Origin of the sequence: Agrobacterium sp. V1 (assembly GCF_030518355.1) — a bacterium.
Lineage (GTDB): Bacteria > Pseudomonadota > Alphaproteobacteria > Rhizobiales > Rhizobiaceae > Agrobacterium > Agrobacterium cucumeris.
In genome coordinates this window covers 392,127-416,189 of sequence record NZ_JAULSF010000001.1, presented here as the reverse complement: position 1 = coordinate 416,189, position 24,063 = coordinate 392,127, and the positions used below count along the sequence as shown (strand labels likewise).

Genomic DNA, 24,063 nt, shown 5'->3' with positions numbered 1-24,063 from the left:
CGCTCCAGTGCCTAAATCGGTCATTGAACGATAATGACTGGAGCCTCCCATGACCGACGATCTTGTAAAACTCTTCGATTGCGATGAAACGCAATTGCGCAAGCTCGTCGCAGAGGCGCTCGTCGGCGCTGACGATGGCGAGCTGTTCATCGAACATGCCCAGGCCGAATCATTGACCTTCGACAATGGCCGGCTCAAGGGCGGCTCCTTCAACACCGATCAGGGTTTTGGCCTGCGCGCCGTTGCCGGCGAGACGGTGGGTTACGCCCATGCCGGCGAGCTTTCCGAAAGCGCGCTGAAGCGCGCTTCGGATGCGGTGGGCGCCGTCACCCGCGGTTATTCCGGCTCCTATGCCGCCGCACCCCAGCGCACCAACAAGAAGCTCTATGGCGACGAAAACCCGATCGGCAGCCCGAGCTTTGAGGAAAAGGTGAAGCTCCTCACCGATATCGATGCCTATCTGCGTGATAAGGACGAAAACGTCCGGCAGGTGACGGCGACGATTTCCGCAAGCTGGCAGGTGGTGGATATTCTGCGCGCCGATGGGCATCGCGTCAGCGATATCCGCCCGATGACCCGCATTAATATTTCCGTCGTTGCCGGCGAAGGCGACCGGCAGGAAAGCGGCTCCTATGGCATTGGCGGTCGCGTTGGCTTCGGCGACTTCATTACAACGGAAAGCTGGCAGCGTGGCGCGGATGAAGCGCTGCGCCAGGCGCTCGTCAACCTCACCGCCATCGATGCACCGGCCGGCACCATGGATGTGGTGCTCGGCTCCGGCTGGCCGGGCGTGATGCTGCATGAGGCCGTCGGTCACGGTCTGGAAGGCGATTTCAACCGCAAGAAGACCTCGGCCTTTGCCGGCCTGATGGGCGAGATGGTGGCCGCCCCCGGCGTCACCGTCGTGGATGACGGCACCATCGACAGCCGTCGCGGTTCGCTCACCATCGACGACGAAGGCACGCCATCCGCTTATAATGTGCTGATCGAGAATGGCCGGCTGGTGGGCTATATGCAGGACCGCCAGAATGCCCGGCTGATGGGCGCAAAGGCCACCGGCAACGGCCGCCGACAGGGTTATTCGCATGTGCCGATGCCGCGCATGACCAATACCTACATGTTATCAGGCGACAAGACGCCGGAAGAAATCATCGCCTCGGTCAAGAAGGGCATCTATGCCGTTTCCTTCGGTGGCGGACAGGTGGATATTACATCGGGCAAATTCGTGTTCGGCTGCACCGAGGCTTACCTCATCGAGAACGGCAGGATCGGCGCGCCGGTGAAGGGCGCCATGCTGATCGGTAACGGACCTGATGCGATGAAGCGCGTCTCGATGATCGGCAATGATTCCAAACTCGATACGGGCATCGGCAATTGCGGCAAGGCCGGGCAGTGGGTGCCGGTCGGCGTTGGCCAACCGCATCTGCGCATGGACCAGATCACCGTTGGCGGTACGAAGGCGTAAGGAATTCGGAGTTTGGATCGCTGCGGTCTGTCCCAAATTCCGTCATACCGGCCCTGAGCCGGTATCCAGCCGACGCGCGTCTGCGCGGCGAGAAGAGTCTTGTCCGCCCCAGGACTTGGGCTGGCCGGATGCCGGATTCAGTCCGGCATGACGGCAGAGAGAGTTGCGGTCACGCGAAATGTTGAGCCTGCCGCAGCAATCCCAGCCCATAACCTTGCACATGGCTGCCATGATGAGGTTTCCTCTGGCACCTCACCGAGAAGACGATAAGATCACCCTCACGGCAGGCCCTCCTCCCACCGCCGGGCCTGCGCGGCACAAGGAGACCATGACCATCATACGCAATGCCCTCGTCCCGGAACTTGCCGTCACCGACTGGCTGAAAAGCCGCGCCTTTTATTGCGACCTGATCGGTTTTCATGTGGTTTATGAGCGGCCCGAAGAGGGCTTCGCCTATCTTGCGCTCGATGAGGCACAGGTGATGATCGACCAGATCGGTGCGACCCGGACCTTCGTGGCTGATAATGCCGGGCTGGAATTTCCGTTGGGCCGCGGCATGAACCTGCAGCTCGCCGTTCCTTCCCTGCAACCCATTCTGACGCGACTGGAGCGGTCTTCGATCGACCTCGTCCTGGCACCGGAAGAGAAGTGGTACAGGCGCGGCACGGTCGAGGTCGGCAATCGGCAATTCATCGTCGCCGATCCGGACGGTTATCTCATCCGCCCGTTCGAGAGCCTGGGCGAACGCCCCTTCCGGTTCGGTTGAGCCCATGTTGCCCTTTCGCCCGCATGCGGTTGTTTTCGACATGGACGGATTGCTGATTGAAAGCGAGGTGCTTTATCGCGATTCATTTCTGGCGGCTTCGGAGGAAGGCGGCCATGGAATGCAGGTCGAGACCTATCAGAAGGTCTGTGGCAGTCCCTGGGATGTCATCACCGGCACCATCTTTGCCGACTACGGCGCGGATTTTCCCATGGATGCTTTTCGCGACGCGTGGCTGCGGCATCTCGGTGTGATGATGGCGGAGGGTGTGGCGCTGAAACCCGGCGTCGCCGAAATCCTCGATCTTCTCGACCGGCTGGATATCCGCCGCGCCATCGCGACATCTTCGCAGCACACATCGGTTACACGCCATCTCGGCCCTTACGATCTTCTCAGGCGCTTCGACACCATCGTGGCACGCGGCGATTATACCGAACCGAAACCCGCACCCATGCCCTATCTCACCGCCGCAAAGCGCCTCGGCCTCGAGCCGGGCCGCTGCCTTGCGCTGGAAGATTCCTATTCCGGCGTCCGCTCCGCCTCTTCGGCCGGCATGATGACAATCATGGTGCCGGACGTGGCGCCGCCGACCGAGGAAATGCGAGAAAAGTGCGTTGCCGTCATGGGCGATCTCCATGCGGTGGCAGACATGCTGCGAGACGCACGGCTTTTACGGATCTGAAAAGTGGGCCATGGTGTGAATGCGCGTCACACGCCTTTCGCCATTTAGACTTATAGCGGAGGTCGTAACGGCCGGAACGCCGATATTGGTCAGGCGCCTCCGTCGGCGCATCCCTAACCGGAGTGGTCATGCTGCTTGTCGCCGTGTCGCTCGCGACGCTTATATTGCTCGCTCTCTCCGCGTTTCAGATCACCCTCGCCGCCGGTGCGCCTTTCGGCCGTTTAGCCTGGGGCGGCGCAAGCCGTGTGCTGCCGGTCAGGCAAAGAATTGCAAGTGTCGCTTCTCTTGCGATCTATGGCCTTATGGCGTCTTTTCCGCTGCAAAAGGCAGGCTTCGCAACGATCTGGCCGGCAAGCTGGATCGAACCCGGTATCTGGATCATCGCCTGCTATCTTGCGGTGAGCATTGGATTGAACGCAATGTCGAAGAGCCGCGCAGAACGGCTGGTCATGACCCCGGTAGCCGCCGTTCTTGCGATCCTGTTCTTTATCGTCTCGCTGTCATAAAAACACCAGACCAAAGGCACGATGCCGCAACGATCGGGCCTTCTCAGCGGATCGTCAGCTCCCGGGCCTGAAACGCCATTTTCGCTCGATCGCTCCTTCAATATCGAGACCGTTATAATGGGCCAGCAACAGCACATGGCCGAGGAGATCAGCGGTTTCGTCGGCCAGATCCCGCTTCATCTCCTCTTTGCTCCTGCCCTTGATGCGCCCGCGCCCCGTCAGCCGGTTCCAGGCCTGCGTGACTTCGCCAACCTCTTCCTGAAGCTTCAGCATGTACCAGTCCGGATCGCGGAATATTCCGTTTTCGGCGGCATATTTTTGCGAGGCCTCTTCAAACCGACGCATCGTGTCAGCAAACATTTGTTCATCCTTTGTTCGTGAGTTACAACTCTAACCACGATTCTCCGGCCGCGTCGATCCGAAAGGATGTTTCGCGACCCTGAACGGAAATCTCCGCGACAGATGCCCGCCGTCGCGATAGGAACAGTCATTCGAAACAGTGCCGTCACCCATGCCTTATCTCGATTTTTTCTCGTCCCTCATCACCGCCCATAGCCCGTCGCTGCTGGCCATGTTTGCGGGTGCGGCATTTCTCGCCGGTCTCGCCCGCGGCTTTTCCGGCTTCGGCGCAGCACTCATCTTCATTCCGCTGGCAAGCGCGATCGTCGGACCGCGCATCGCGTCAGCGGTTCTGCTAGTGGTGGACGGCGTGTTGACGCTTGGCATGATACCGCCAGCGTTTCGCATGGCGGACCGGCGTGAGGTTTTCACCATGGCGGCAGGCGCACTTGTTGGCGTGCCGCTTGGAACCCTGCTGCTTTCCCATGGCGATCCGTTGACCCTGCGCTGGATCATTTCCACCGTGGTCGTTGTGCTTCTGTTATTTCTGCTGTCCGGCTGGCGGTATAGCGGGCGGCCGAAGACGCCTCTGACACTCTTTACCGGGTTTCTGGCCGGGCTGTTTTCGGGTGCGGCGCAACTGGGTGGGCCGCCCGTGGTTGCCTATTGGCTTGGCGGGGCGCTCAAAAGCGCCTTCGTGCGCGCCAATGTCATTCTTTATTTCGCGGTTTCGACCGTGATTTCCACGGCAAGCTATTTTTTCGGTGGTCTTTTCACCGCCGATGTCTTCGTTTTTTTCCTGCTGGCCCTGCCGTTTTACGGGGCGGGTCTTTATGCCGGCGCGCGCCTGCACGGATTTGCCGATGAGGCCGCATTCAGACGCATCTGCTACGGCCTGATCGCCATTTCCGCCGTCATCGGCCTGCCGCTGTTCGATTCGCTGTTGAAATAGGCAGGCCGCACCGGCCTGCCCCCGCCGCCGTCAAGGATACATACGAACCTTAGACCACGGCGCATCCGGCGTCTCGCGGCGGAATTCGACGCGGTCATGCAGGCGGAATTTGCGGTCGTGCCAGAATTCGATGCTGACCGGGCGAATGCGAAAACCGGACCAGTGGGCCGGGCGCGGAATATCGCCGATGGCATATTTGGCGGTATATTCGGCCACCGCCTTTTCCAGCGCGAAACGGCCTTCCAGCGGTCGCGACTGCTTGGACGCCCAGGCGCCGATGCGGCTGCCGCGCGGGCGGGAAGCGTAATAGGCATCCGCCTCCGCATCCGTGACGATCTCCACCTCGCCGCGCAGACGCACCTGTCGTCTCAGGCTTTTCCAGTGGAAACACATGGCCGCTTTTTTCTGGCCAAGGATCTCGCGGCCCTTCTGGCTTTCGAAGTTCGTATAGAAAACGAAGCCGCGATCATCGACGTCTTTCAACAGCACCATGCGCACATTCGGCAGGCCATTTTCATCGACGGTTGCGAGCGCTACCGCGTTCGGATCGTTGATTTCGGAAGCCGTCGCATCCTTCAGCCATTCGGCAAAAAGGGTGAAAGGTTCATTTTCTTCCGTGAAGTCACTGGATGTTAACCCCGTTTCCGACATATTGACTAAAATGCTCCCGAGCTGATTTGGACCCCAGAGATGATTTCTGGCGAAAGATGGTGACCGTCATAGCAAAGTCGAACAGTCGAACAAAGGGCCTCCTTTCGTCGATCGCGGAAGTTTCCGCCGTCGTGTCCATGCTCGTGGTGCTGAGCGGTTGTGTCAGCCTCGATCTGTTCGGCGGCGACAAGGTCGACCGCTCGCTCTCCACGGCCTCCGTTCCCAACCAGCAAAATAATGGCCAGCAGACCGATGATGCGACCATCCGCAACGCGGTGACATCGGCCGATCTTGCCAAACTTGCCGACCAGCCGCTGCCCTGGGCCAATGCCTCAACCGGCAGCGCCGGCGTCGTGACCGCCATTCACGAAGACAAATCCAGCGGTTTCGTCTGCCGCGATTTCAGGACGACGCGCCACTCCTTCGAAGGTGTGGCCGCTTATTCCGGACAGGCCTGCCTGTCGGAAACCGGCGAGTGGTTGATGACCCGCTTCGAGCAGAAATAATCTATTTACCTTGGCGCATGGAATAAGCCCGGCCACCCCGCGCCGCGCTTCCTGCGTAAAGGAGTGATTAGCAACTTATTGCAACAGTCGACGTTGATTAAACCGAGGGCGTGTACGTGAATGATCGCGGCATCCCTTTTCGGAGGGGTTAGTTTCAGGATTGCGCCATGAACGGCGGCAGACTGAGCCAACGTAACTGGTGTTTCGCATGCGCGATCCATATTCGATCCTCGGCGTGAAACGTGACGCCCGCCATGAGGAAATCAAGGCTGCCTGGCGCACGAAGGCGAAAACCGTCCATCCGGACGCCAATCGCGACGATCCCGATGCTTCGGCGCGATTCGCCGAAGTCGGGCAGGCTTATGACCTTTTAAAAGACCCCAAGAAGCGCGATCTTTACGATCAGGCCCGCCAGGCGGCCGAGAAGAAGAAGCGCGGCGAAACCATCATGCAGCAGCGTGAAGCGGCGCGCGAGGCTGCCGAACGCGCCAAGGCGGCTGAGAAGCTGATGGAGGAACTGGCCCGCGCCGATGTCCGCAACCGGGCGCAAACCGGCCAGAAAACCGACGGGAAACCTGAGACGGCCGAGGATATCGTCGAGCGTATTTTCGGGGCCGATGCACAGAACGACCCCAAGGTGCAACAGGCGGCGGAAGCGGCCAAGGCTGCGGCCAGCGGCACAAAAAGCGACATTCCGGGGACGGGTGAAACGGCACAACCGGCCGCTGCTGACGACAAATCCACGCCCGCCTCGCTTGCCGGCAATCTCTTCAGCGCCCTCGTGCGCCGGTTCCGCACGCCGCAGCCGGTTGCGGAAAAGGCACCTGATATTACGGCCGAAGCCACCATCACGGTTGCCGATCTTCTGGAGCGCAAATGGGTTACCATCGGGCTTGCCGAAGAGCGGGAAGCCCGCTTCCAGCTGGAACCCGGCATGACCGACGGCCATGTGGTGAGGTTAAAGGGACAGGGGCTGAAACTTCCCGGCATGGCGCGCGGCGATCTTGCCGTGACGTTGCTTGCCGCACGCGACGACGCCTTTTCCATTCGCGGATTCGATATTCACACGACTTTGCCGATCTCGCTCGGTGATGCGGTTCTGGGCTGCGAAACGAAAGTCCGCACTCCGCTTGGCGAAGAAAATATCAGCATTCCGGCCTGGTCCGGCTCGGACCGCGTGCTGCGGCTTGCCGGCAAGGGCCTTGCCGATGGCAAGGGTGAATATGGCGATCTCGTCATCGAATTGCGCATTGTCCTGCTCGAAAAGCCGGATGAAAAGGTGACCGACCTCATGCGCCACATGCGCGAAGGCCTCTATTTGTGAAAGTTTTGCGAATAGCCGGGACAACGCACCCTTTGTTACGTTCCCTAACAGTTGATGATCTTTGGCAATCTTGAACCGGATTGCAGCCTATGCCATAGGCAGGATCAATCGAAAGTATCAGGGAGCATAAAATGGCTCAGGCATCCGGCCTCATGGCTGGCAAACGCGGCCTCATCATGGGCGTCGCCAATAATCGTTCAATCGCTTGGGGCATTGCAAAGGCCTGCGCGGATGCAGGTGCGGAACTCGCACTCACATGGCAGGGTGACGCGCTGAAGAAGCGTGTCGAGCCGCTCGCACAGGAACTTGGCGCCTTCATGGCTGGCCACTGTGACGTGACGGACCTCGGGACGATCGATGACGTTTTTGCGTCTCTGGAAAAGCACTGGGGCAAGATCGACTTCGTCGTGCACGCCATTGCGTTTTCCGACAAGGACGAGCTGACGGGTCGTTACCTCGACACCAGCCGCGACAATTTCAACCGCACCATGGATATTTCCGTGTTTTCGCTGGCCGCTGTCGCCAAGCGTGCGGAGCCCATCATGAATGATGGCGGCTCGATCATCACGCTCACCTATTACGGTGCCGAGAAGGTGATGCCGAACTACAACGTCATGGGCGTGGCCAAGGCCGCTCTTGAGGCCAGCGTGCGTTATCTAGCCGTTGACCTCGGCAATCGCGGCATCCGCGTCAACGCCGTTTCCGCCGGCCCGATCAAGACGCTTGCCGCTTCCGGCATCGGCGACTTCCGTTATATTCTCAAGTGGAACGAATATAATGCGCCGTTGAAGCGCACCGTTTCCATCGAGGAAGTCGGCAAATCGGCGCTCTACCTGCTGTCCGATCTTTCGACCGCCGTGACCGGTGAAATCCACCATGTCGATTCCGGTTATCACACCATCGGCATGAAGGCGGTGGATGCGCCTGACATTTCGGTGGTGAAGGACTAACCATCAGGAATGCTTGAAACAGGGGTATCGCCTTGCTCGTCTATGTGATCCGGCACGGACAAACGGACTGGAATGCGATACGCCGGCTTCAGGGCCAGAAAGACATTCCGCTCAATGATTTCGGCCGCCAGCAGGCGGTCGGCAATGGCAGGCTGCTCGCCCATTTGCTCGGCGAGCAGGCCACGGATTTCGACTATGTGGCAAGCCCGCTTGGGCGCACGCGCGAAACCATGGAACTGATGCGCGGCGCGATGGGTCTCGATCCCCTTGCCTACCGCACCGACGACCGCCTGATCGAAGTTTCCTTCGGCGACTGGGAGGGGCAGACCCTGCCGGAACTCAAAAAAGAGTTTCCTGACCGGGTGAAGGCGCGCAAGGCCAACAAGTGGGATTTCATTCCCCCCGGCCAGGACGCCGAAAGCTACGAAATCCTCTCCTGGCGCATCGGCGCATGGCTCTCCTCCGTGGACAGGCCGACAGTCTGCGTCTGCCACGGCGGCGTCATCCGCTCAATCTTCCGGCTGGTGTCCGGCATGGACAAGGATGAGGCGTCACGCACGCAAATCCCGCAGGACCGGATTTTGAAGGTCGAGATCGACGGGAACAGTGCGGAGTGGGTGTCGTGAGGGAGCACCGGGAATAGCCCTCGGCGGCGTCTTTGAGACGCTTGTATATTCGCAGGACGGTGCCGCATATTTCTTCTCCCCGCCGGGGAGAAGATGGCCCGAAGGGTCAGATGAGAGAGCTTGCCCCCTCATCCCGCTGCCGCGGACTTCTCCCCGGCGGGGAGAAGAAACAAGGTGCAAACGCTCATTTCACAACGGCGGTTTTAGGATGATGATGCGTAAACCCGGGCCGCCTTACTCAACGACCTGAAGATCGTCGACCACGCGTTTCCCATCCACTTCCGTGTAGAAAACCACGACCTTCACGCCCGCCTTCAAACCTTCGAAGTTGAACTCTTCCGGCACGCGGTAGGTCTTGCCGTCGTTGAGCGTAATGCTCAGCCCGTTCGCATCGATCTTGCTGATCGTGCCTTCCACGTCAACGCTCTGGGCGAAGCTGTTGATCGGCATCAGCAGGTTGGCGGTGGCCAGAAGGGCGGCAATCATCATACGCATCGATCTAGCTTTCGTGGATTTGCGTGAAAACCTTACATGCATGAAGAATTGCCTTTCGAATGTGGCGGAAATTGCCCGCAACCATGACATTTTCGGCCCAATTGATGAACGGATTTGGGATCGTGTTCAAGCCGTTAGTGATTTTTACACCGCATTTCGCGGCAATATTGGAAAACTGCGGATAAACGTGGAAAACGGCGGCGCATTTACATTTCCGTCATCTCGAAAAACCGCGCTCGCCGGCCCGAATCGCCACCCACTCTCAAACCGGCGCCTGTCGGCGGGAGGGGGAAGACGCCTGTCGATGTCGTGTTCGGCACTTATCCTGCCGCAGCGAAAGAAAGGCTTTTGCCTTGTCGGGATTTACACTAAGACAAATCCGCTTGTTTTAAACGGCGCTACCCGCAGGCGCCCTGTTTTCCGGTTTTGAGAACTATGTCGCATAACAGCTTCGGTCATCTTTTTCGCGTTACCACCTGGGGAGAAAGCCATGGGCCGGCACTTGGCTGCGTGGTGGATGGCTGCCCGCCCGGCCTGCGCTTTACCCTTGCCGAAGTGCAGCACTGGATGGACAAGCGCAAACCCGGCCAGAGCCGTTTCGTCACCCAGCGGCGCGAGGACGACATCGTCAAGGTTCTCTCCGGCGTGATGCTGGATGAGGACGGTGAGACGATGATAACGACGGGCACGCCGATTTCCATGCTGATCGAAAACACCGATCAGCGTTCGAAGGATTATGGCGAGATCGCCAAACGGTTCCGCCCGGGCCATGCGGATTTCACCTATGACCTGAAATACGGTATTCGTGATTATCGCGGCGGCGGGCGTTCTTCCGCGCGCGAGACGGCGGCGCGTGTCGCCGCCGGTGCGATCGCCCGCAAGGTGGTGCCAAGCCTCAATGTGCGCGGCGCGCTGGTGCAGATCGGCAAGCACAAGATCAACCGCGATAACTGGGATTGGAATCAGGTCGACCAGAACCCGTTCTTCTGCCCGGACGCTGCGATGGTGCCTGTCTGGGAAGAGTATCTGGACAGCATTCGCAAGGCAGGCTCCTCGATTGGCGCGGTCGTGGAAGTGGTGGCGGAAGGGGTTCCGGCCGGCATCGGCGCGCCCATTTATGCCAAGCTCGATCAGGATATCACCTCCAGCCTGATGTCGATCAACGCCGTCAAGGGCGTGGAGATCGGCGAAGGTTTCGCCTCGGCCGAGCTTTCCGGTGAAGAAAACGCCGACCAGATGCGCATGGGCAATGACGGCAAGCCGATTTTCCTGTCCAACCATGCCGGCGGTATTCTGGGCGGTATTGCGACCGGTGAGCCTGTCATCGCCCGCTTCGCCATCAAGCCGACCTCCTCCATTCTGACGGAGCGCCTGTCGATCGATACCGACGGCAACAATGTCGATGTGCGCACCAAGGGCCGCCACGACCCCTGCGTCGGCATTCGCGCCGTGCCGATTGGTGAGGCGATGGTGGCCTGCACCGTTGCCGACCATTATCTGAGGGACCGCGGCCAGACCGGCCGGCTTTAGCGGACCGAAAAGTGTGAAGCGGTTTTCGGACAATCCGCTAAAGAAACAAAAAGAGCAACGAACCGTTGCTCTGAAGTGAGGGGATATCGCCATGGCCTATGACCAGAAACGCGTTGTCGACGCCATCCGCGCTTTCGAAGCCGGTGAAATCGTCGTTGTGACCGACGATGACGACCGCGAGAACGAAGGCGATCTGATCATTTCGGCGGTTCACTGCACACCGGAAAAAATGGCGCTGATCGTGCGCCACACGTCAGGTATCGTCTGCGCGCCCATGCCACGCGAGGAGGCCAAGCGGCTGAACCTCAACGCCATGGTGGCGGAAAATGACAGCGCCCATACGACGGCCTTCACCGTCAGCGTTGATTTCAAACACGGCACAACGACGGGCATTTCCGCCGATGACCGCACGCTGACGGTGCGCAATCTCGCCAATCCCAATGTCGGCGCATCCGATTTCACCCGGCCGGGCCATATCTTCCCGCTGATTTCCCGTGAGGGCGGCGTGTTGATGCGCTCCGGCCATACCGAAGCGGCGGTCGATCTCTGCCGTCTCGCCGGCCTGCCGCCCATCGGCGTCATCAGCGAACTGGTGAATGACGATGGCAGCGTGATGCGCGGTCCGCAGGTGCTGGATTTCGCCGACAAACACGGCATGAAACACGTTTCGGTCGCCGATCTCATCGCCTATCGCCAGCGCAAGGAAACGCTGGTGGAAATGGAATCCTCCTTCACCATCGAGACGCCCTTCGGGCCGGCCAAGGCGCAGACCTATTCCCTGCCCTGGGATCCGATGCAGCACATGGCGGTGATTTTCGGCGATATCCGCGATGGCATTGACATTCCCGTTCGCCTGCACCCCGAAAACGTCGCCGACGACGTGTTCGGGGACCGCCAGCCGGTGCGGCATTATATGCAGAAGATCGCCGAGGAAGGACGCGGCGTCATCGTCTATCTGCGCGAAGGCTCCGTCGGTGTCGGCCAGGTGGCCGGACGCCGCAAGGCGCGTGACCCGGACGAAGCGCATGCCCAGGCCCGTTCGCGCGAAAACGAATGGCTGGAAATCGGTCTCGGCGCGCAGATTCTCAAGGATCTCGGCATCAGCTCCATCAAGCTGCTGACCACCCGCGAACGTCATTATGTCGGGCTTGAAGGCTTCGGCATCCAGATTTCGGCGACGGATATCTGCTGATTTTGGGGTTTGCCTTGGTTTTCCAGGGCAATTGTGAAGCGAGTGGGTGCCCCTTGTTTCTTCTCCCCGAGGGGGGGAGAAGTCCGCGGCAGCGGGATGAGGGGGCGCCCTTGCCGGATTTCGGAGAGCTTGCCCCCTCATCCGACCCTTCGGGCCACCTTCTCCCCGGCGGGGAGAAGAAACACGCGGCGACGCCGGGCTACCTCAGCTGCGAAGATGGCGTCGCGTGGTGGGATGTCACTCTCACAGTGTCCAGAGCGAAAAACTTCAGCTTTCCTCCCGCCAGCCCTCCAGATAATTCACGCTCTCCACCCCCGTAAATTTCGCGAGCCGCGCCAGTTCGGCGTCGAGCTTCTCCAGCCTACCCGCCGAGGCACGCACGCCCGTTTCCAGCCACAGGCGCCGAACATCCAGCGTGCTGCGCTTGCGATCCGCCTTCATGTCGATGCGACCGATCACGCGGTCGCCCTCCAGAAGCGGGAAGACATAATAGCCATATTGCCTTTTCGGCTCCGGCACGAAGACCTCGATGCGATAATAGAAGCCGAACAGCCGCTCCGTGCGGTTGCGATCACGCAACAGCGGATCGAACGGACTGAGGACGCGGACGCGGGATGAGGGTTCCGGCACGTCGGTCAGGTCGGCGGTGAAACCTGCAAAGGCATAGGACGGGCGGGCAGTGTCGCCGTCACTTGCAAGAAGCGAGACCTCGCAGAGTTCATCGCGATGGCTTTTGACCCAGTCCCTCGCCTCCTGCGGGGTGACGAGATCGAAAAAGGCGGCGATTTCGCCGTGGGTGGCGAAACCCAGCCGTTTCAGCGCTTCGCGGCAGGCCCAGTCGACAAATTCGACGTGTTCCACCTCGGTTTCGTGATGCTCGCCGGGAATGACCCGTTCGGCGAGGTCATAGACCTTCTGGAAATTCACCCGGCCGGCAATCGCCAGCTTGCCGGTGTGCCAGAGATATTCGAGCGCGGTCTTGGACGGATGCCAGTTCCACCAGCCGCCGGACTGGTGCCCCTCTTCCTTCAACTCCCGCGCCAGAACCGGGCCGGTTGCCGCAATGCGCTCCAGCGTTTCGCCGAAAGCGGCGTCGAAACCCTCGCCGTGCCATTTGCGCCAGCGCTCCTGGATGATCGGCTCGCGGCGGCGGAAACGATGCTTCCAATAGGGATAAAATTCCGTCGGCACGATGGAAGCGTCATGTGTCCAGTGCTCGAACAGCGCCCGGTCCTTTTCCAAAAGCGTGGTCAGATGATCACGCCTGTAGGTCTGGTTGCGGGAGAAGATAATCTGATGGTGGGCGCGCTCCACCGTGCCGATGCTGTCCACCTGCACAAAACCGATATCGGTTATCAGCTGCAGCAGGTCGCTCTTGGAAAGCGCCTTGCCGGGCGGCGAGGAAAGCCCTTGCCGCGCCAGAAAAATTCGTCTTGCCGCTTCGTTTGAAACCTTGATCACCATGGAGCAGAAGGTATGACGGCTTTTTCAGGATTGCAATGTTCTTTTTTTGTTCCTTGTTTCACTTCTGTTGATGACGGGGTATAGAACCGGAAAACGAGCGCGAGGATGTAAGCTTGGAAATCCGTTTCGACGCCGCCGGTGTCGCTTTCGAGGGCCGGCAGGCCCTGCAGCCGCTGTCTCTGACATTGACGGAGCGGCGTATCGGCGTGATCGGCCTTAATGGTTCCGGCAAGACCACCTTTGCGCGGCTGATCAACGGGCTGAACAAGCCGAGCGAGGGCAAGGTTGCGGTAAACGGTCTCGACACCGTGACGGACGCCAAGGCGGTGCTGCAGACGGTTGGCTTCATCTTCCAGAATCCGCAGAACCAGATCATCCTGCCGATCGTGCGCGACGATGTCGCCTTCGGGCTGAAACGGCTCGGTCTCGGCAAGGCGGAAACCGAAGCCCGGATGAAGGCCGTGCTTGCCCGGCTTGGCATTTCCCATCTTGAGGAGAGACGCGCGCATGAGCTTTCCGGCGGGGAGCTGCAGCTTGCGGCGCTGGCCGCGCTTCTGGTTACCGAACCGCACATCCTTATTCTCGATGAACCGACCAACCAGCTTGATCTCAAAAACCGGGCTGTCGTGGAAAAGACCATGGCGACGCTGTCGCAATCGCTCATCGTCATTACCCATGATCTGCCGCTGCTTGAAGGCTTCGACCGTGTGCTGGTTTTCCACGGCGGCGCGCTGATTGCGGACGCCGCGCCTGAAGAGGCAAGGGCGCAATATCTCGCGGCGGTGGCGCAATGAAATCGCTGCACGTTGAAGGCACGGGCTGGCTCTACCGCGTCTCGCCGCGCCTCAAGCTCCTGACGCTGATGGGCTTCAGCATCGCACTGTTCCTTACCCGCGATCTGTTGTTGCTGGGATGCGCCGTGGTTCTCGCCGCCGCTATCCTGCGCGAGACGCGGCTGCCCTTGCGGGAGATCGGCCTGCGGCTGCGGCCGGTGATGCTGACCATTTTCCTCGTCGCGGCCTTCAGCTATCTTTTGCTCCCGGCCCATGATGCGACAGTCAATCTTTTGCGGCTGACGGCGCTGGCGCTGCTTGCCACCGCCGTCACAATCACCGTCAGCATCTCGCAGTTCATGGATGAGATCACGCTTGCCGCCGCCCCTCTCGAAAGGCTCGGGCTGGTCAAGGCTGCCGATATCGGGCTTGCGGTCGGGCTCGTCGTGCGTTTCGTGCCTGAGATCGTCAACCGGTATCATGCGGTGCGTGACGCACACCGGGCGCGCGGTCTGCCCGTGCGCATGGCCACCATCATCGTGCCACTCGTCATTATGACGTTGAAGGATGCCGATGCCATTGCCGACGCCATTGACGCGCGCGGTTTCAGAGGCCAAAGCTTGGCGCCAGATAACCATCCGGAGTTTTGAGCGCCATGACGACCCGCGACCTTGTGCTGATTTCGCTGTTTTCCGCCATCATCATCGCACTTGGGCTTCTGCCGCCGATCACGCTCGGTTTCGTTCCCGTGCCGATCACCGCGCAGTCGCTCGGCGTCATGCTGGCCGGCGTCGTGCTGGGCGCGAAGCGCGGCACGCTCGCGGTTCTGCTGACGATCCTGATTGCCGCCATCGGCCTGCCGGTCCTGTCGGGCGGACGCGGAGGTCTTTCCATCTTCACCACGCCGACGACGGGCTTCCTGATCGGCTGGATCGCAGCTGTCTTCATCACCGGCACGCTCTCGGAAAAACTCGTCAATCGCAGCCAGTCCGCTCTGGCGCAGGGCATCGGTTTCTTCGTCGCCAGCCTCATCGGCGGCGTGGTGGTGCTTTATGCTTTCGGCATCACCTATCTGGCGCTGGTCGTCGGGCTTGGTTTCGAAAAGGCCTTCATGGGTTCGCTCGCCTTCATTCCCGGCGATGCGCTGAAGGCCGTTCTTGCCGCACTGGCCGGCCGTGCCGTGATGGCCGGTTATCCGCTTCTGCCGCAGCGCGCCTGAACAGACTTTCTTCGGGAGGAAAAGCATGGCGACGCGTTTATACGAACACCCGATCTTCCTGGAGCACATCACGCCTCCCGGCCACCCCGAGCGGCCAGACCGCCTGCGGTCGCTGAACATCGCGCTCGAACATCCGAATTTCGAGCGGCTGGAACGGAAGGAAGCGCCGCAGGCCAATGAGGATGCGGTGCTGCTGGCGCATCCGGAAGAGCATCTGCTTGCCGTCATGCGGCAGATCCCGCAAGAGGATGGCGAGATCAACCGCATCGAGGCGGATACCTATGCCTCGCCGAAAAGCCTGCAGGCGGCGCTGACCGGCATCGGTGCGGCGATGGCTGCGGTGGATGACGTGTTTACCGGCGCTGCCGACAATGTCTTCGTCGCCGCCCGCCCGCCCGGCCACCATGCGGAAACCGCCAAGGCAATGGGTTTCTGTCTTTTCAACAATGTGGCCATCGCTGCCCGCCATGCTCAGAAAAAACATGGGGCAGAGCGTGTCGCCATCATCGACTGGGACGTGCATCACGGCAACGGCACGCAGGATATCTTCTGGAACGACACATCAGTGCTGTTCTGTTCCACCCACCAGATGCCGCTTTACCCGTGGAGCGGCGATAAAAACGAAACCGGCGCGAAGAACAATATCGTCAACGCGCCGCTTTCGCCCAACACCGGCAGCGACCATTTTCGCGAGGCGTTCAAATCCCGCGTGCTGCCGGCGATTGCCGATTTTTCGCCTGATCTCATCCTCATCTCCGCCGGTTTCGACGCGCATCACCGCGATCCGCTGGCACAGATCAATCTGGTGGGAGAGGATTTCGACTGGGCCACGGGCCGGCTTCTGGAGATGGCCGACAAATACGCCTCGAACCGGGTCGTCAGCCTGCTTGAAGGTGGTTATGATCTGGAAGGGCTGGCGGAATCGGCAGCCATGCATATTTTGAGAATGATGAAGGGTTGAACATGACGGAAAATGCCAACACAGCCGATGTCAGCGGTTATTCCTTCGAAAAGGCCGTCGCCGAGCTGGAAAGCATTGTCGCACGCCTGGAACGCGGAGACGTGGCGCTGGACGAATCAATCGCCATCTATGAGCGCGGCGAAGCCCTGAAGAAACACTGCGAGACGCTGTTGAACGCTGCCGAAAAACGAATCGAAAAAATCCGTCTCGATCGTGCGGGCAAGCCGCAGGGTGTGGAACCGCTCGATGGGGAATGACTGCGTTTAGCGGGAGCGTTTGGACGTGATTCGATAAGGTAGCCACCTCCCGATTCAAACACTCGACGTCATCCTCGGGCTGGTCCCGAGGATCGGCAATGCATTGATTTTCTTGACGTGTTTAGATCCTCGGGACAAGCCCGAGGATGACGGAGGAGAGGTTTGAAAACTTTCCCCGGCCGTAAGGTGTTCTCACAATGTCGTGTTAACTAGGATCGTTGACGCTGCGTTCGATATCGCGATGCTCCCCTCCCGCTCGGTTGTGCTAAACTCCCGCCAGACGATACGAGGAGCTTGCGATGTCCTTCTTTCCCGGCAACGATCCCGTCGCGGGTGATGCTTTTGCCTGCGATGCCATCGAGAACCTGATCATTCCCCGCACCAGCGATATTGGCGGCTTTGCCGTGCGCCGCGCCCTGCCGACCCGGCAACGGCGGCTTGTGGGGCCGTTCATCTTTTTCGATCGCATGGGCCCGGCGATCCTGAAGGCGGGCGAGGCGCTCGACGTCAAGCCGCATCCGCATATTGGGCTCTCCACCGTTACCTATCTGTTCGACGGCGAAATCAAGCACCGGGACAGTCTCGGCACCGAACTCGTCATTCGCCCCGGCGACATCAACCTGATGACGGCCGGGCGTGGCATCGTGCATTCGGAACGCACGCCGGAAAACCTGCGGGGCCATCCGCTTTCCATGTCCGGCCTGCAGACCTGGCTTGCCCTGCCAGACAACATGGAAGAAATCGCCCCCGCCTTTGCCCACACGGCGAAGGAAGACATGCCGTTGATCGACCTCAAGGGCGCGACCGGCCGGGTGGTAATCGGCGAATTCGAAGGCCTCACCTCCCCGGTTTCGGCCTTTACAGATACGCTTTATGTCGATCTTTCGCTGGAGCCGGGGGTAAAATTCCCCTTCTCCGCCGATCATGAGGAGCGGGCGATCTATATTCTGTCCGGTTCGCTGGATGTTGCCGGTGATATCTTCGCCGCCGACCAGCTGCTCGTCTTCCGGCCCGGCGACGACATCACGCTGCAGGCCGGCAGCAATGGCTGTCACATCATGATCTTTGGCGGGGCGGCGCTGAATGAGCGCCGTTACATCTGGTGGAACTTCGTTTCGTCATCAAAAGAACGCATAGAGCAGGCCAAACAGGAGTGGAGAACCGGACGCTTCGACATCGTTCCCGGCGACGAAGAAGAGTTTGTCCCTTTGCCGGAAGGTTGAAATTCTATAGAAGTGTACGACATGCAGGGCTGCACCGTCGGCTTTCGACATGAAAGACGCTCTGGCACGCCCTGCTGACGACAAGAAAAGGCCGAACGATTGACCGGAATGCCACAGACACCATTGCTCGACCGGGTGAATTTTCCCTCCGATCTCAAGGAGATCGATGATCGCGACCTGCCGGAACTGGCACGGGAACTGCGCGACGAGATGATTGACGCCGTGTCGAAGACCGGTGGCCATCTGGGTGCCGGCCTCGGCGTGGTGGAACTGACGATTGCCATCCACAAGGTGTTCAACACGCCCGAGGACCGGCTGATCTTCGATGTCGGCCATCAATGTTATCCGCACAAGATCCTGACCGGCCGGCGTGATCGCATCCGCACGCTGCGACAGGAAGACGGGCTTTCCGGTTTCACCCGCCGGGCCGAAAGCGAATATGATGATTTCGGCGCCGGCCATTCTTCCACCTCCATTTCCGCCGGTCTCGGCATGGCGGTGGCGGCGGGGCTTGATGGCAGCGACCGCAAGGTCGTAGCCATCATCGGCGACGGCTCGATGTCGGCGGGCATGGCGTTTGAGGCACTGAACAATGCCGGCGCGCTCGATGCGCGGCTGATCGTCATCCTCAACGACAACGATATGTCGATTGCGCCGCCGACGGGCGCGATGAGCGCTTATCTGGCACGTCTCGCCTCCGGCCGCACCTATATGGGCTTCCGCGATTTCGGCAAGAAACTGACGGCCTATCTCGGCAAGACCATCGACCGCGCCATTACCCGCGCCGTGACCCATGCGCGCGGTTATGTGACCGGCGGCACGCTGTTCGAAGAGCTAGGTTTCTATCACATCGGCCCGATCGACGGTCATTCCTTCGATCACCTCCTGCCGGTGCTGCGCAATGTGCGCGACAACCAGAAAGGCCCCGTCCTCATCCATGTGGTGACGCAGAAGGGCAAGGGTTACGCGCCAGCGGAAGCCGCAGCCGACAAATATCACGGCGTCAACAAGTTCGACGTCATCACCGGCGCGCAGGCGAAAGCCAAGCCGAATGCGCCGAGCTATACCAGCGTCTTTGCCGAAGCCCTGATCCAGGAAGCGACGCTCGACGAAAAGATCATCGGCGTCACCGCCGCCATGCCCAACGGCACGGGCCTCGACAAGATGGCCGAGCTTTTCCCGTCCCGCACCTTCGATGTCGGCATTGCCGAGCAGCATGCCGTTACCTTTGCGGCGGGGCTTGCGGCTGATGGTTACAAGCCGTTCTGCGCGCTTTATTCCACCTTCCTGCAACGCGGTTACGACCAGCTGGTGCATGATGTGGCCATCCAGAGCCTGCCGGTGCGTTTCCCCATCGACCGCGCCGGTTTCGTCGGTGCTGACGGGCCGACCCATGCCGGTTCGTTCGACACGACTTTCCTCGCCACCCTGCCCGGCATGGTGGTGATGGCGGCCTCGGATGAGGCGGAGCTGAAACATATGGTGCGCACGGCGGCAGCCTATGATGAAGGCCCGATTTCCTTCCGTTACCCGCGCGGTGAAGGCGTGGGTGTCGAGATGCCCGCACGTGGTGAGATTCTCCAGATAGGCAAGGGTCGTATCATCAAGGAAGGCACCAAGGTTGCGCTGCTTTCCTTCGGCACGCGGCTGGCGGAATGCCTGGCGGCGGCCGAAGACCTTGAAGCGGCTGGCCTTTCCACCACGGTTGCCGATGCGCGCTTTGCCAAGCCGCTCGATCTCGACCTTATCCGCCAGCTGGCCAGCCATCACGAGGTTCTGGTGACGATCGAAGAAGGCTCCGTCGGCGGTTTCGGCGCGCATGTGCTGCATTTCATGGCCAGCGCCGGCCTGCTCGACCATGGCCCGAAAGTCCGGACGCTGACCCTGCCCGACCAGTGGGTGGAGCAGGCCAAGCCCGAAACCATGTATGCCAATGCCGGCCTTGACCGGGCCGGCATCGTTTCCACGGTGTTTAATGCACTCGGCCAGCGTCAGGCCGGCGTCGGTTTCGCCGGCTGACGAGATTGCCGGGACAGGAGGCCGGACCATCCCGCCTCTTTCTCAGGATGCCGCGCCATCGAGAAAACCGACGACATTTTCGATCCGTCCCTCGGCATTCAGGCTGACGACATCGGTTCCGCCAGCGACATCATCCCCATCAGGCGAAATGAGACGCCATGAGAAACGGGTGAAGTTGCCGTGTCCGTCAGGGGTGCCGGCAAGAACGAAACGATATCCCGGAAATTTCTGCCGCGCCGCCTCGATCATCGCGGCAATCCCCTGCTGGCCTTCGCCCTGCATCAGCGGATCGACGTAGCGCGTATTTTCTGCCCATGCCTGCACGACGAGATGCCTGCGGCGTTCATTGTCCTCTTCGTTCCACGCTGCGAGATAGGTCTGGGCGATTGTGAGATGTTGCGTCATGATTGCGCTCCTTCTGGTTGACGGCCCAAACATGCCGGCGGTCGGGAAGCGGAACAATTACCTCGGAGGTAATCGCATTGCCGATATGTTCTGCTAGGCTGCGAGGCATGACACATCATCGAGAACATGTCGGCCAGGTGCTGAAGGAATGGCGTGCCCGCCGCAGGTTGAGCCAGCTCGATCTGGCGATAGAGGCGGACATATCCGCGCGGCATCTGAGCTTTGTGGAAAGCGGGCGTTCATCCCCCAGCCGCGAGATACTCGCGAAACTGGCGGAGCAGCTTTCCATGCCCGCCCGCGCCGCCAACCGGCTGATGCTGGCGGCGGGTTATGCGCCTGTTCATTCCGAACGCTCGCTGGATGCGCCCGACATGGCGGCGGCCCGGCAGGCCGTCGAAACCGTGGTCCAGGGCCATATGCCCTTCCCCGCCCTTGCCGTCGACCGGCACTGGAACGTCGTTCTCGCCAATGAGGCGATCACGTCGCTTCTGGCCGGTGTTTCCGAAGAACTGCTTCGCCCGCCGCTCAACGCCCTGAGGCTTAGCCTGCACCCGCAGGGTTTGAGTTCGCGCATCGTCAACCTCGCCGAATGGCGGCATCACCTGCTGGAGCGCCTGCGCCGTCAGGTCGAGGAAACGGGAGACGAGATGCTTTGCCACTTGCATGCGGAGCTTTCGGCCTATCCCGCGCCGAAGGCCTCACCCCATGCCGCCGGGGCCGATCCACTGGCCATACCGCTGCAACTGCGCGATCCGGTCTCGGGCGCCGTTTTGAGCTTCATCTCCACCACCACGGTTTTCGGAACCGCAACCGATGTCACGCTGTCCGAACTGGTGCTGGAATGTTTCTACCCCGCCGATGCGGCAACCCGCGCCGCCCTGATGCCAGGCGCAAAGGAGTAAGACCCGTGCACACCACCTATCTCATCGGCTTCCAGGTCCGCGACGGCCAGCGCGAGCGCTTTCTTGAATTGCTGAATGCGCTTCTCGACGCCATGCGGCACGAAAAGACCTTCGTGAATGCCACCCTGCATCGAGACGGTGAAAACGACAACCGCTTCCTGCTGCATGAGACCTGGAGCGACCATCAGGACGTCATCGATGTCCAGATTCATCGCCCCTATCGTCAGGCGTGGCATGATGCCCTGCCCGAGCTTCTGGAAGCCCCACGGGATATTTCCGTCTGGCATCCCATGCGGGCCGATCACGCTGCATAAAGAGGGGAACAGACAGGCCCCGCACAGACGGCGCGGGGTCAGAAGTCCGGTTAAGACCTCCTTATGGTCCCAATCCATCGCAGCGAGCGTTTATTTCCGGAACGCCTGAGTTTTCAAGACAATATCCGCGGTTCGCTCAATTTGAACCACGCCTTGGCAATCTTTCCGTTTTCAACTTCATAGATGCAGACAACGTCGATCTCTCCCCTGCCTTCGGGGAAGTTCCGCGTAACCGTTTCGTGGTCGATGACGACATTCCCGACGGTAATGCGTGTCAGCAATTTTCCATGCAGATCAGGCTCCTTGAAGCGCTCGATGTGGCGCACCCTGATCTCTGCAGCACTTCCTGCCAGAAGCGTCGCCGGAAAGGCGTAATACTGACAATCATCCGCCCACCAGCCCATGAATGCATCAATGTCGCGGGCGTTATAGGCCTCGAGCTGCTTTTGCACCGGCAGTTCAATTTCACTCTTCAAAACGTACCTCTTCAGAAAATCATTGTGGCGACATGGATTTTTAAATGAGCGAATGTCCCGCATCCGCCAGCAGACCGCGTGTTTTTTCGAGATCGTGCGATTTCACTAGCAGGTGGTCTCCATCAAACGTCGAAACCACAAATATTCCAATACCGTTGGTCGACAAAGGCGCGATGACGGACAGGACGATGCCCGTCTCATCAAATGCAAATGGCCCCTGAAACTTGAAACACGACCAGCCCGCATCGACCCGCACATCCTGCGGTATGCGATCTTCCCGGCAAACGATGGAAAGTTCGTCATCGGTTCGGCTGATGCTGACAAACCCACCGCCGTCGGCCCACGCCGGAATGGGATCAGACGCCTGAAGCCGCGCCACCCCGTATGAGCCATCCAAAACCTGCAATTTAACGCGCGGTGCCATGTGGATATTACCTTTCCTGAAAATCGCTCAAAGCCTGATGGCCGTTTCCTCTTTCGCCGTCTTGATGACGACCATGGTGAAGAAGCGTGCAACATTGTGCTGGTCCCGGAACAGCCTGTCGCACAGGGCATCGAATTCCTCCATGTCGCGCAGGCGCAGCATCAGCACGACATCGCTTGCGCCTGTCACGGCATAGGCATGCGACACGGCCTCCTCGGCAATGGCAATATCCAGAAAGCGGCGCATATGCTGCTCGCCGTGCAGTTTCAGCTCCACCGTCACCAGCGCCTTGATCACGCGCCCGGCCTTTGCGGGGTTGAGGATCGCGACGATACGGTCGATCACCCCCGATTTGCGCAGCCGTTGCAGGCGGCGCAGACAGCTGGAAGGAGACAGCCCCACCTCATCGGCCATATCCACATTGGTACGCGATGCATCGCCCTGCAAAAGGTTCAGAAGTTTCCGGTCGATCCGATCCATGCCATCAGCATATCTCTTGCGGATGGATTTGCAATAAAATTGCATGAAGTTGCAATCTTTGACCACAAATGCGAATGGGTTCGGCCTAGAGGATGAGGACAACCTTCGAGGAGCCTCACATGCCCATTTTCGTCACCATCTGGCAGAAAACCCGGGAAACGCTTGATATCTACTGGGTGCTGGTGCGGATCACCGTTCCGATTGCCATCCTCACCGAGCTGTTGTCGAGGATGGGTGCGATCGAGGCGGTGGCGCCGGCCTTCGCGCCTGTCATGAACCTCGTCGGGCTGCCGCCGGAGCTTGGTCTCGCCTGGCTGACAGCGATGCTGGTCGGCATCTGGGGCGCCGTGCCGCTTATCTTCACACTCGTTCCCGCCTCCTCGCTCAGTGGCGCGGATATCACGGTCTTTTCGGCGCTTATCCTCTTCGCGCACGGCCTGCCCATCGAGCAGAAGATCATTGAAAAAGCAGGACCCGGCATGCTCGTCACAACGGCGCTGCGCATCGGCGGCGGATTGATTTATGCCCTTCTCCTGCATCAGGTTCTGGAAGCAACGGGGTGGTTGTCTGGGCCGGTGAACCCTGCCTGGATTGCCATGAGCGCCACGCCGGAATGGGCGGTCTATCTCCTGGGTCTCGGTAAAACCATGATCTGGATGTTCGTCATCCTTCTCGTGCTGTCCCTCGGCCTCGAAATCCTCAGGCTGACCGGGCTTCTGGCACTGATGATGAAGGCGCTTTCGCCCCTTTTGCGGCTTGCCGGCATTCGCGGCGAGGCCGAACATCTCACCGCCATCGGCTTGTTTCTGGGAATTTCCTACGGCGCGGGTTTCCTGATCCGCGAGGCGCAATCGGGAGCGATCTCGCCACGTCAGGTGTTTCTGTCCTGCGTGTTCATGGGTTTTGCCCATAGCGTGATCGAAGACACCCTTGTGGTAATGTCGCTGGGGGCCGATGTTTATGGCGTTCTGGTCGGACGGCTGATTTTCGCCATTGCCGCAACTGCCGTCATCGCCGCACTGCTTCACCGCCTGTCGGATGAAATGTTTTTTGCGCGGATGTTCCGGCTTCGGAGCACGTGAGCGGCGCTACCCATCTGAAAAAGCTGATGCAAAAAGGGGGCCTCGCGGCCCCCGATTTTTTTGCATCCAATCCGGAAAATCCG

At 60.1% G+C, this 24,063-nt stretch carries 30 protein-coding genes; 22 read left to right on the top strand and 8 right to left on the bottom strand.

What is annotated here, in order from left to right; translation table 11 throughout:
* The first annotated feature begins 49 nt into the window (after positions 1–49).
* From tldD to QSV77_RS01965, 4 genes are all read left to right on the top strand, one after another.
* Positions 50–1,465 carry a metalloprotease TldD gene (tldD, locus tag QSV77_RS01980; RefSeq protein WP_302732368.1) on the top strand — a complete coding sequence of 472 codons (1,416 nt, stop codon included), beginning with the start codon at positions 50–52 and terminating at the stop codon, positions 1,463–1,465.
* Between the two features lie 328 nt (positions 1,466–1,793).
* Positions 1,794–2,231, top strand: a complete 438-nt coding sequence (locus tag QSV77_RS01975) for a VOC family protein (protein ID WP_110757604.1) — start codon at positions 1,794–1,796, stop codon at positions 2,229–2,231.
* Between the two features lie 4 nt (positions 2,232–2,235).
* Positions 2,236–2,910, top strand: coding sequence for an HAD family phosphatase (locus QSV77_RS01970; protein ID WP_174030826.1), 675 nt, complete (start codon positions 2,236–2,238; stop codon positions 2,908–2,910).
* 128 nt (positions 2,911–3,038) lie between these two features.
* Positions 3,039–3,416, top strand: a complete 378-nt coding sequence (locus tag QSV77_RS01965) for a hypothetical protein (RefSeq protein WP_302732367.1) — start codon at positions 3,039–3,041, stop codon at positions 3,414–3,416.
* 54 nt (positions 3,417–3,470) lie between these two features.
* Here the strand turns inward: QSV77_RS01965 and QSV77_RS01960 are convergent, their stop codons facing one another.
* On the bottom strand, positions 3,471–3,776 hold the full coding sequence (locus QSV77_RS01960; RefSeq protein WP_271360785.1) for a MazG nucleotide pyrophosphohydrolase domain-containing protein: 306 nt from the start codon (positions 3,774–3,776) through the stop codon (positions 3,471–3,473).
* Positions 3,777–3,927: 151 nt separating this feature from the next.
* Here QSV77_RS01960 and QSV77_RS01955 point away from each other — a divergent pair, with 151 nt between their 5' ends.
* Positions 3,928–4,707, top strand: a complete 780-nt coding sequence (locus QSV77_RS01955) for a sulfite exporter TauE/SafE family protein (protein WP_302732366.1) — start codon at positions 3,928–3,930, stop codon at positions 4,705–4,707.
* Between the two features lie 30 nt (positions 4,708–4,737).
* Here the strand turns inward: QSV77_RS01955 and pdxH are convergent, their stop codons facing one another.
* Positions 4,738–5,358: a pyridoxamine 5'-phosphate oxidase gene (pdxH, locus tag QSV77_RS01950; protein ID WP_142839221.1), complete on the bottom strand. Its 621-nt coding sequence runs from the start codon at positions 5,356–5,358 to the stop codon at positions 4,738–4,740.
* 56 nt (positions 5,359–5,414) lie between these two features.
* Between pdxH and QSV77_RS01945 the strand changes: the two genes are divergently transcribed.
* The 4 genes from QSV77_RS01945 (at position 5,415) to QSV77_RS01930 (ending at position 8,764) form a co-directional block, all read left to right on the top strand.
* Positions 5,415–5,864: an RT0821/Lpp0805 family surface protein gene (locus QSV77_RS01945; protein WP_142839910.1), complete on the top strand. Its 450-nt coding sequence runs from the start codon at positions 5,415–5,417 to the stop codon at positions 5,862–5,864.
* A 208-nt stretch (positions 5,865–6,072) separates the two neighbouring features.
* Positions 6,073–7,188 carry a DnaJ C-terminal domain-containing protein gene (locus QSV77_RS01940; RefSeq protein WP_302732365.1) on the top strand — a complete coding sequence of 372 codons (1,116 nt, stop codon included), beginning with the start codon at positions 6,073–6,075 and terminating at the stop codon, positions 7,186–7,188.
* Positions 7,189–7,319: 131 nt separating this feature from the next.
* Positions 7,320–8,138 carry an enoyl-ACP reductase FabI gene (fabI, locus tag QSV77_RS01935; protein ID WP_142839219.1) on the top strand — a complete coding sequence of 273 codons (819 nt, stop codon included), beginning with the start codon at positions 7,320–7,322 and terminating at the stop codon, positions 8,136–8,138.
* Between the two features lie 32 nt (positions 8,139–8,170).
* Positions 8,171–8,764 carry a histidine phosphatase family protein gene (locus QSV77_RS01930; RefSeq protein ID WP_110757313.1) on the top strand — a complete coding sequence of 198 codons (594 nt, stop codon included), beginning with the start codon at positions 8,171–8,173 and terminating at the stop codon, positions 8,762–8,764.
* A gap of 234 nt (positions 8,765–8,998) precedes the next feature.
* Here the strand turns inward: QSV77_RS01930 and QSV77_RS01925 are convergent, their stop codons facing one another.
* Positions 8,999–9,259: a DUF1344 domain-containing protein gene (locus QSV77_RS01925; protein ID WP_006309807.1), complete on the bottom strand. Its 261-nt coding sequence runs from the start codon at positions 9,257–9,259 to the stop codon at positions 8,999–9,001.
* Positions 9,260–9,299: 40 nt separating this feature from the next.
* Between QSV77_RS01925 and QSV77_RS01920 the strand changes: the two genes are divergently transcribed.
* From QSV77_RS01920 to ribB, 3 genes are all read left to right on the top strand, one after another.
* Positions 9,300–9,689: a hypothetical protein gene (locus QSV77_RS01920; RefSeq protein WP_302732364.1), complete on the top strand. Its 390-nt coding sequence runs from the start codon at positions 9,300–9,302 to the stop codon at positions 9,687–9,689.
* Between the two features lie 5 nt (positions 9,690–9,694).
* Complete coding sequence (aroC, locus tag QSV77_RS01915) at positions 9,695–10,789, top strand: chorismate synthase (RefSeq protein WP_302732363.1); 1,095 nt, start codon at positions 9,695–9,697, stop codon at positions 10,787–10,789.
* A gap of 91 nt (positions 10,790–10,880) precedes the next feature.
* Positions 10,881–11,981, top strand: a complete 1,101-nt coding sequence (ribB, locus tag QSV77_RS01910) for a 3,4-dihydroxy-2-butanone-4-phosphate synthase (protein ID WP_065115034.1) — start codon at positions 10,881–10,883, stop codon at positions 11,979–11,981.
* A gap of 267 nt (positions 11,982–12,248) precedes the next feature.
* Here ribB and QSV77_RS01905 read toward each other — a convergent pair whose 3' ends face one another.
* The gene (locus tag QSV77_RS01905) at positions 12,249–13,445 is read right to left on the bottom strand and encodes a winged helix-turn-helix domain-containing protein (protein WP_302732362.1); all 1,197 of its coding nucleotides are present in this window, start codon (positions 13,443–13,445) and stop codon (positions 12,249–12,251) included.
* Between the two features lie 113 nt (positions 13,446–13,558).
* Here QSV77_RS01905 and QSV77_RS01900 point away from each other — a divergent pair, with 113 nt between their 5' ends.
* The 7 genes from QSV77_RS01900 to dxs all read left to right on the top strand — a co-directional run bounded on the left by QSV77_RS01900 (position 13,559) and on the right by dxs (position 19,897).
* Entirely contained in the window at positions 13,559–14,239 is a 681-nt protein-coding gene (locus tag QSV77_RS01900) for an energy-coupling factor ABC transporter ATP-binding protein (RefSeq protein WP_302732361.1), read from the top strand.
* Entirely contained in the window at positions 14,236–14,868 is a 633-nt protein-coding gene (locus tag QSV77_RS01895) for an energy-coupling factor transporter transmembrane protein EcfT (RefSeq protein ID WP_302732360.1), read from the top strand. The genes QSV77_RS01900 and QSV77_RS01895 overlap by 4 nt, the downstream gene beginning before the upstream one ends.
* A gap of 5 nt (positions 14,869–14,873) precedes the next feature.
* Positions 14,874–15,437, top strand: coding sequence for a biotin transporter BioY (locus QSV77_RS01890; RefSeq protein ID WP_262516650.1), 564 nt, complete (start codon positions 14,874–14,876; stop codon positions 15,435–15,437).
* A gap of 25 nt (positions 15,438–15,462) precedes the next feature.
* Positions 15,463–16,398 (top strand): histone deacetylase family protein, encoded by a 936-nt coding sequence (locus QSV77_RS01885; RefSeq protein WP_302732359.1) that lies wholly within the window; start codon positions 15,463–15,465, stop codon positions 16,396–16,398.
* Between the two features lie 2 nt (positions 16,399–16,400).
* Positions 16,401–16,655 (top strand): exodeoxyribonuclease VII small subunit, encoded by a 255-nt coding sequence (locus tag QSV77_RS01880; RefSeq protein ID WP_003503059.1) that lies wholly within the window; start codon positions 16,401–16,403, stop codon positions 16,653–16,655.
* Between the two features lie 299 nt (positions 16,656–16,954).
* Positions 16,955–17,878, top strand: a complete 924-nt coding sequence (locus QSV77_RS01875; protein WP_271360776.1) for a pirin family protein — start codon at positions 16,955–16,957, stop codon at positions 17,876–17,878.
* Positions 17,879–17,977: 99 nt separating this feature from the next.
* Complete coding sequence (gene dxs / locus QSV77_RS01870; RefSeq protein WP_080817504.1) at positions 17,978–19,897, top strand: 1-deoxy-D-xylulose-5-phosphate synthase; 1,920 nt, start codon at positions 17,978–17,980, stop codon at positions 19,895–19,897.
* A gap of 42 nt (positions 19,898–19,939) precedes the next feature.
* Here dxs and QSV77_RS01865 read toward each other — a convergent pair whose 3' ends face one another.
* Entirely contained in the window at positions 19,940–20,302 is a 363-nt protein-coding gene (locus QSV77_RS01865) for a nuclear transport factor 2 family protein (RefSeq protein ID WP_302732358.1), read from the bottom strand.
* 107 nt (positions 20,303–20,409) lie between these two features.
* On the opposite strand from QSV77_RS01865, the gene QSV77_RS01860 reads away from it, so the two are divergent.
* Both QSV77_RS01860 and QSV77_RS01855 read left to right on the top strand, forming a co-directional pair.
* The gene (locus tag QSV77_RS01860; protein ID WP_302732357.1) at positions 20,410–21,204 is read left to right on the top strand and encodes a helix-turn-helix domain-containing protein; all 795 of its coding nucleotides are present in this window, start codon (positions 20,410–20,412) and stop codon (positions 21,202–21,204) included.
* A gap of 5 nt (positions 21,205–21,209) precedes the next feature.
* Positions 21,210–21,518: a putative quinol monooxygenase gene (locus QSV77_RS01855; RefSeq protein ID WP_137002988.1), complete on the top strand. Its 309-nt coding sequence runs from the start codon at positions 21,210–21,212 to the stop codon at positions 21,516–21,518.
* Between the two features lie 113 nt (positions 21,519–21,631).
* Here QSV77_RS01855 and QSV77_RS01850 read toward each other — a convergent pair whose 3' ends face one another.
* Genes QSV77_RS01850 through QSV77_RS01840 form a run of 3 tightly spaced genes read right to left on the bottom strand, consistent with a single transcriptional unit; the run spans position 21,632 to position 22,898 of the window.
* The gene (locus QSV77_RS01850; protein ID WP_302732356.1) at positions 21,632–21,994 is read right to left on the bottom strand and encodes a nuclear transport factor 2 family protein; all 363 of its coding nucleotides are present in this window, start codon (positions 21,992–21,994) and stop codon (positions 21,632–21,634) included.
* A 40-nt stretch (positions 21,995–22,034) separates the two neighbouring features.
* Complete coding sequence (locus QSV77_RS01845; RefSeq protein ID WP_065115022.1) at positions 22,035–22,418, bottom strand: ACT domain-containing protein; 384 nt, start codon at positions 22,416–22,418, stop codon at positions 22,035–22,037.
* A 27-nt stretch (positions 22,419–22,445) separates the two neighbouring features.
* On the bottom strand, positions 22,446–22,898 hold the full coding sequence (locus QSV77_RS01840; RefSeq protein ID WP_065115021.1) for an Lrp/AsnC family transcriptional regulator: 453 nt from the start codon (positions 22,896–22,898) through the stop codon (positions 22,446–22,448).
* Positions 22,899–23,017: 119 nt separating this feature from the next.
* Between QSV77_RS01840 and QSV77_RS01835 the strand changes: the two genes are divergently transcribed.
* On the top strand, positions 23,018–23,980 hold the full coding sequence (locus QSV77_RS01835) for a nucleoside recognition domain-containing protein (protein ID WP_302732355.1): 963 nt from the start codon (positions 23,018–23,020) through the stop codon (positions 23,978–23,980).
* Positions 23,981–24,063 lie beyond the last annotated feature (83 nt).

Coding starts and splice junctions, on each gene's coding strand:
- tldD (WP_302732368.1), top strand. CDS start 50: ATGACCGACGATCTTGTAAAACTCTTCGATTGCGATGAAACGCAATTG.
- QSV77_RS01975 (WP_110757604.1), top strand. CDS start 1,794: ATGACCATCATACGCAATGCCCTCGTCCCGGAACTTGCCGTCACCGAC.
- QSV77_RS01970 (WP_174030826.1), top strand. CDS start 2,236: ATGTTGCCCTTTCGCCCGCATGCGGTTGTTTTCGACATGGACGGATTG.
- QSV77_RS01965 (WP_302732367.1), top strand. CDS start 3,039: ATGCTGCTTGTCGCCGTGTCGCTCGCGACGCTTATATTGCTCGCTCTC.
- QSV77_RS01960 (WP_271360785.1), bottom strand. CDS start 3,776: ATGTTTGCTGACACGATGCGTCGGTTTGAAGAGGCCTCGCAAAAATAT.
- QSV77_RS01955 (WP_302732366.1), top strand. CDS start 3,928: ATGCCTTATCTCGATTTTTTCTCGTCCCTCATCACCGCCCATAGCCCG.
- pdxH (WP_142839221.1), bottom strand. CDS start 5,358: ATGTCGGAAACGGGGTTAACATCCAGTGACTTCACGGAAGAAAATGAA.
- QSV77_RS01945 (WP_142839910.1), top strand. CDS start 5,415: ATGGTGACCGTCATAGCAAAGTCGAACAGTCGAACAAAGGGCCTCCTT.
- QSV77_RS01940 (WP_302732365.1), top strand. CDS start 6,073: ATGCGCGATCCATATTCGATCCTCGGCGTGAAACGTGACGCCCGCCAT.
- fabI (WP_142839219.1), top strand. CDS start 7,320: ATGGCTCAGGCATCCGGCCTCATGGCTGGCAAACGCGGCCTCATCATG.
- QSV77_RS01925 (WP_006309807.1), bottom strand. CDS start 9,259: ATGCGTATGATGATTGCCGCCCTTCTGGCCACCGCCAACCTGCTGATG.
- QSV77_RS01920 (WP_302732364.1), top strand. CDS start 9,300: ATGAAGAATTGCCTTTCGAATGTGGCGGAAATTGCCCGCAACCATGAC.
- aroC (WP_302732363.1), top strand. CDS start 9,695: ATGTCGCATAACAGCTTCGGTCATCTTTTTCGCGTTACCACCTGGGGA.
- ribB (WP_065115034.1), top strand. CDS start 10,881: ATGGCCTATGACCAGAAACGCGTTGTCGACGCCATCCGCGCTTTCGAA.
- QSV77_RS01905 (WP_302732362.1), bottom strand. CDS start 13,445: ATGGTGATCAAGGTTTCAAACGAAGCGGCAAGACGAATTTTTCTGGCG.
- QSV77_RS01895 (WP_302732360.1), top strand. CDS start 14,236: ATGAAATCGCTGCACGTTGAAGGCACGGGCTGGCTCTACCGCGTCTCG.
- QSV77_RS01890 (WP_262516650.1), top strand. CDS start 14,874: ATGACGACCCGCGACCTTGTGCTGATTTCGCTGTTTTCCGCCATCATC.
- QSV77_RS01885 (WP_302732359.1), top strand. CDS start 15,463: ATGGCGACGCGTTTATACGAACACCCGATCTTCCTGGAGCACATCACG.
- QSV77_RS01880 (WP_003503059.1), top strand. CDS start 16,401: ATGACGGAAAATGCCAACACAGCCGATGTCAGCGGTTATTCCTTCGAA.
- QSV77_RS01875 (WP_271360776.1), top strand. CDS start 16,955: ATGTCCTTCTTTCCCGGCAACGATCCCGTCGCGGGTGATGCTTTTGCC.
- QSV77_RS01865 (WP_302732358.1), bottom strand. CDS start 20,302: ATGACGCAACATCTCACAATCGCCCAGACCTATCTCGCAGCGTGGAAC.
- QSV77_RS01860 (WP_302732357.1), top strand. CDS start 20,410: ATGACACATCATCGAGAACATGTCGGCCAGGTGCTGAAGGAATGGCGT.
- QSV77_RS01845 (WP_065115022.1), bottom strand. CDS start 22,418: ATGGCACCGCGCGTTAAATTGCAGGTTTTGGATGGCTCATACGGGGTG.
- QSV77_RS01840 (WP_065115021.1), bottom strand. CDS start 22,898: ATGGATCGGATCGACCGGAAACTTCTGAACCTTTTGCAGGGCGATGCA.
- QSV77_RS01835 (WP_302732355.1), top strand. CDS start 23,018: ATGCCCATTTTCGTCACCATCTGGCAGAAAACCCGGGAAACGCTTGAT.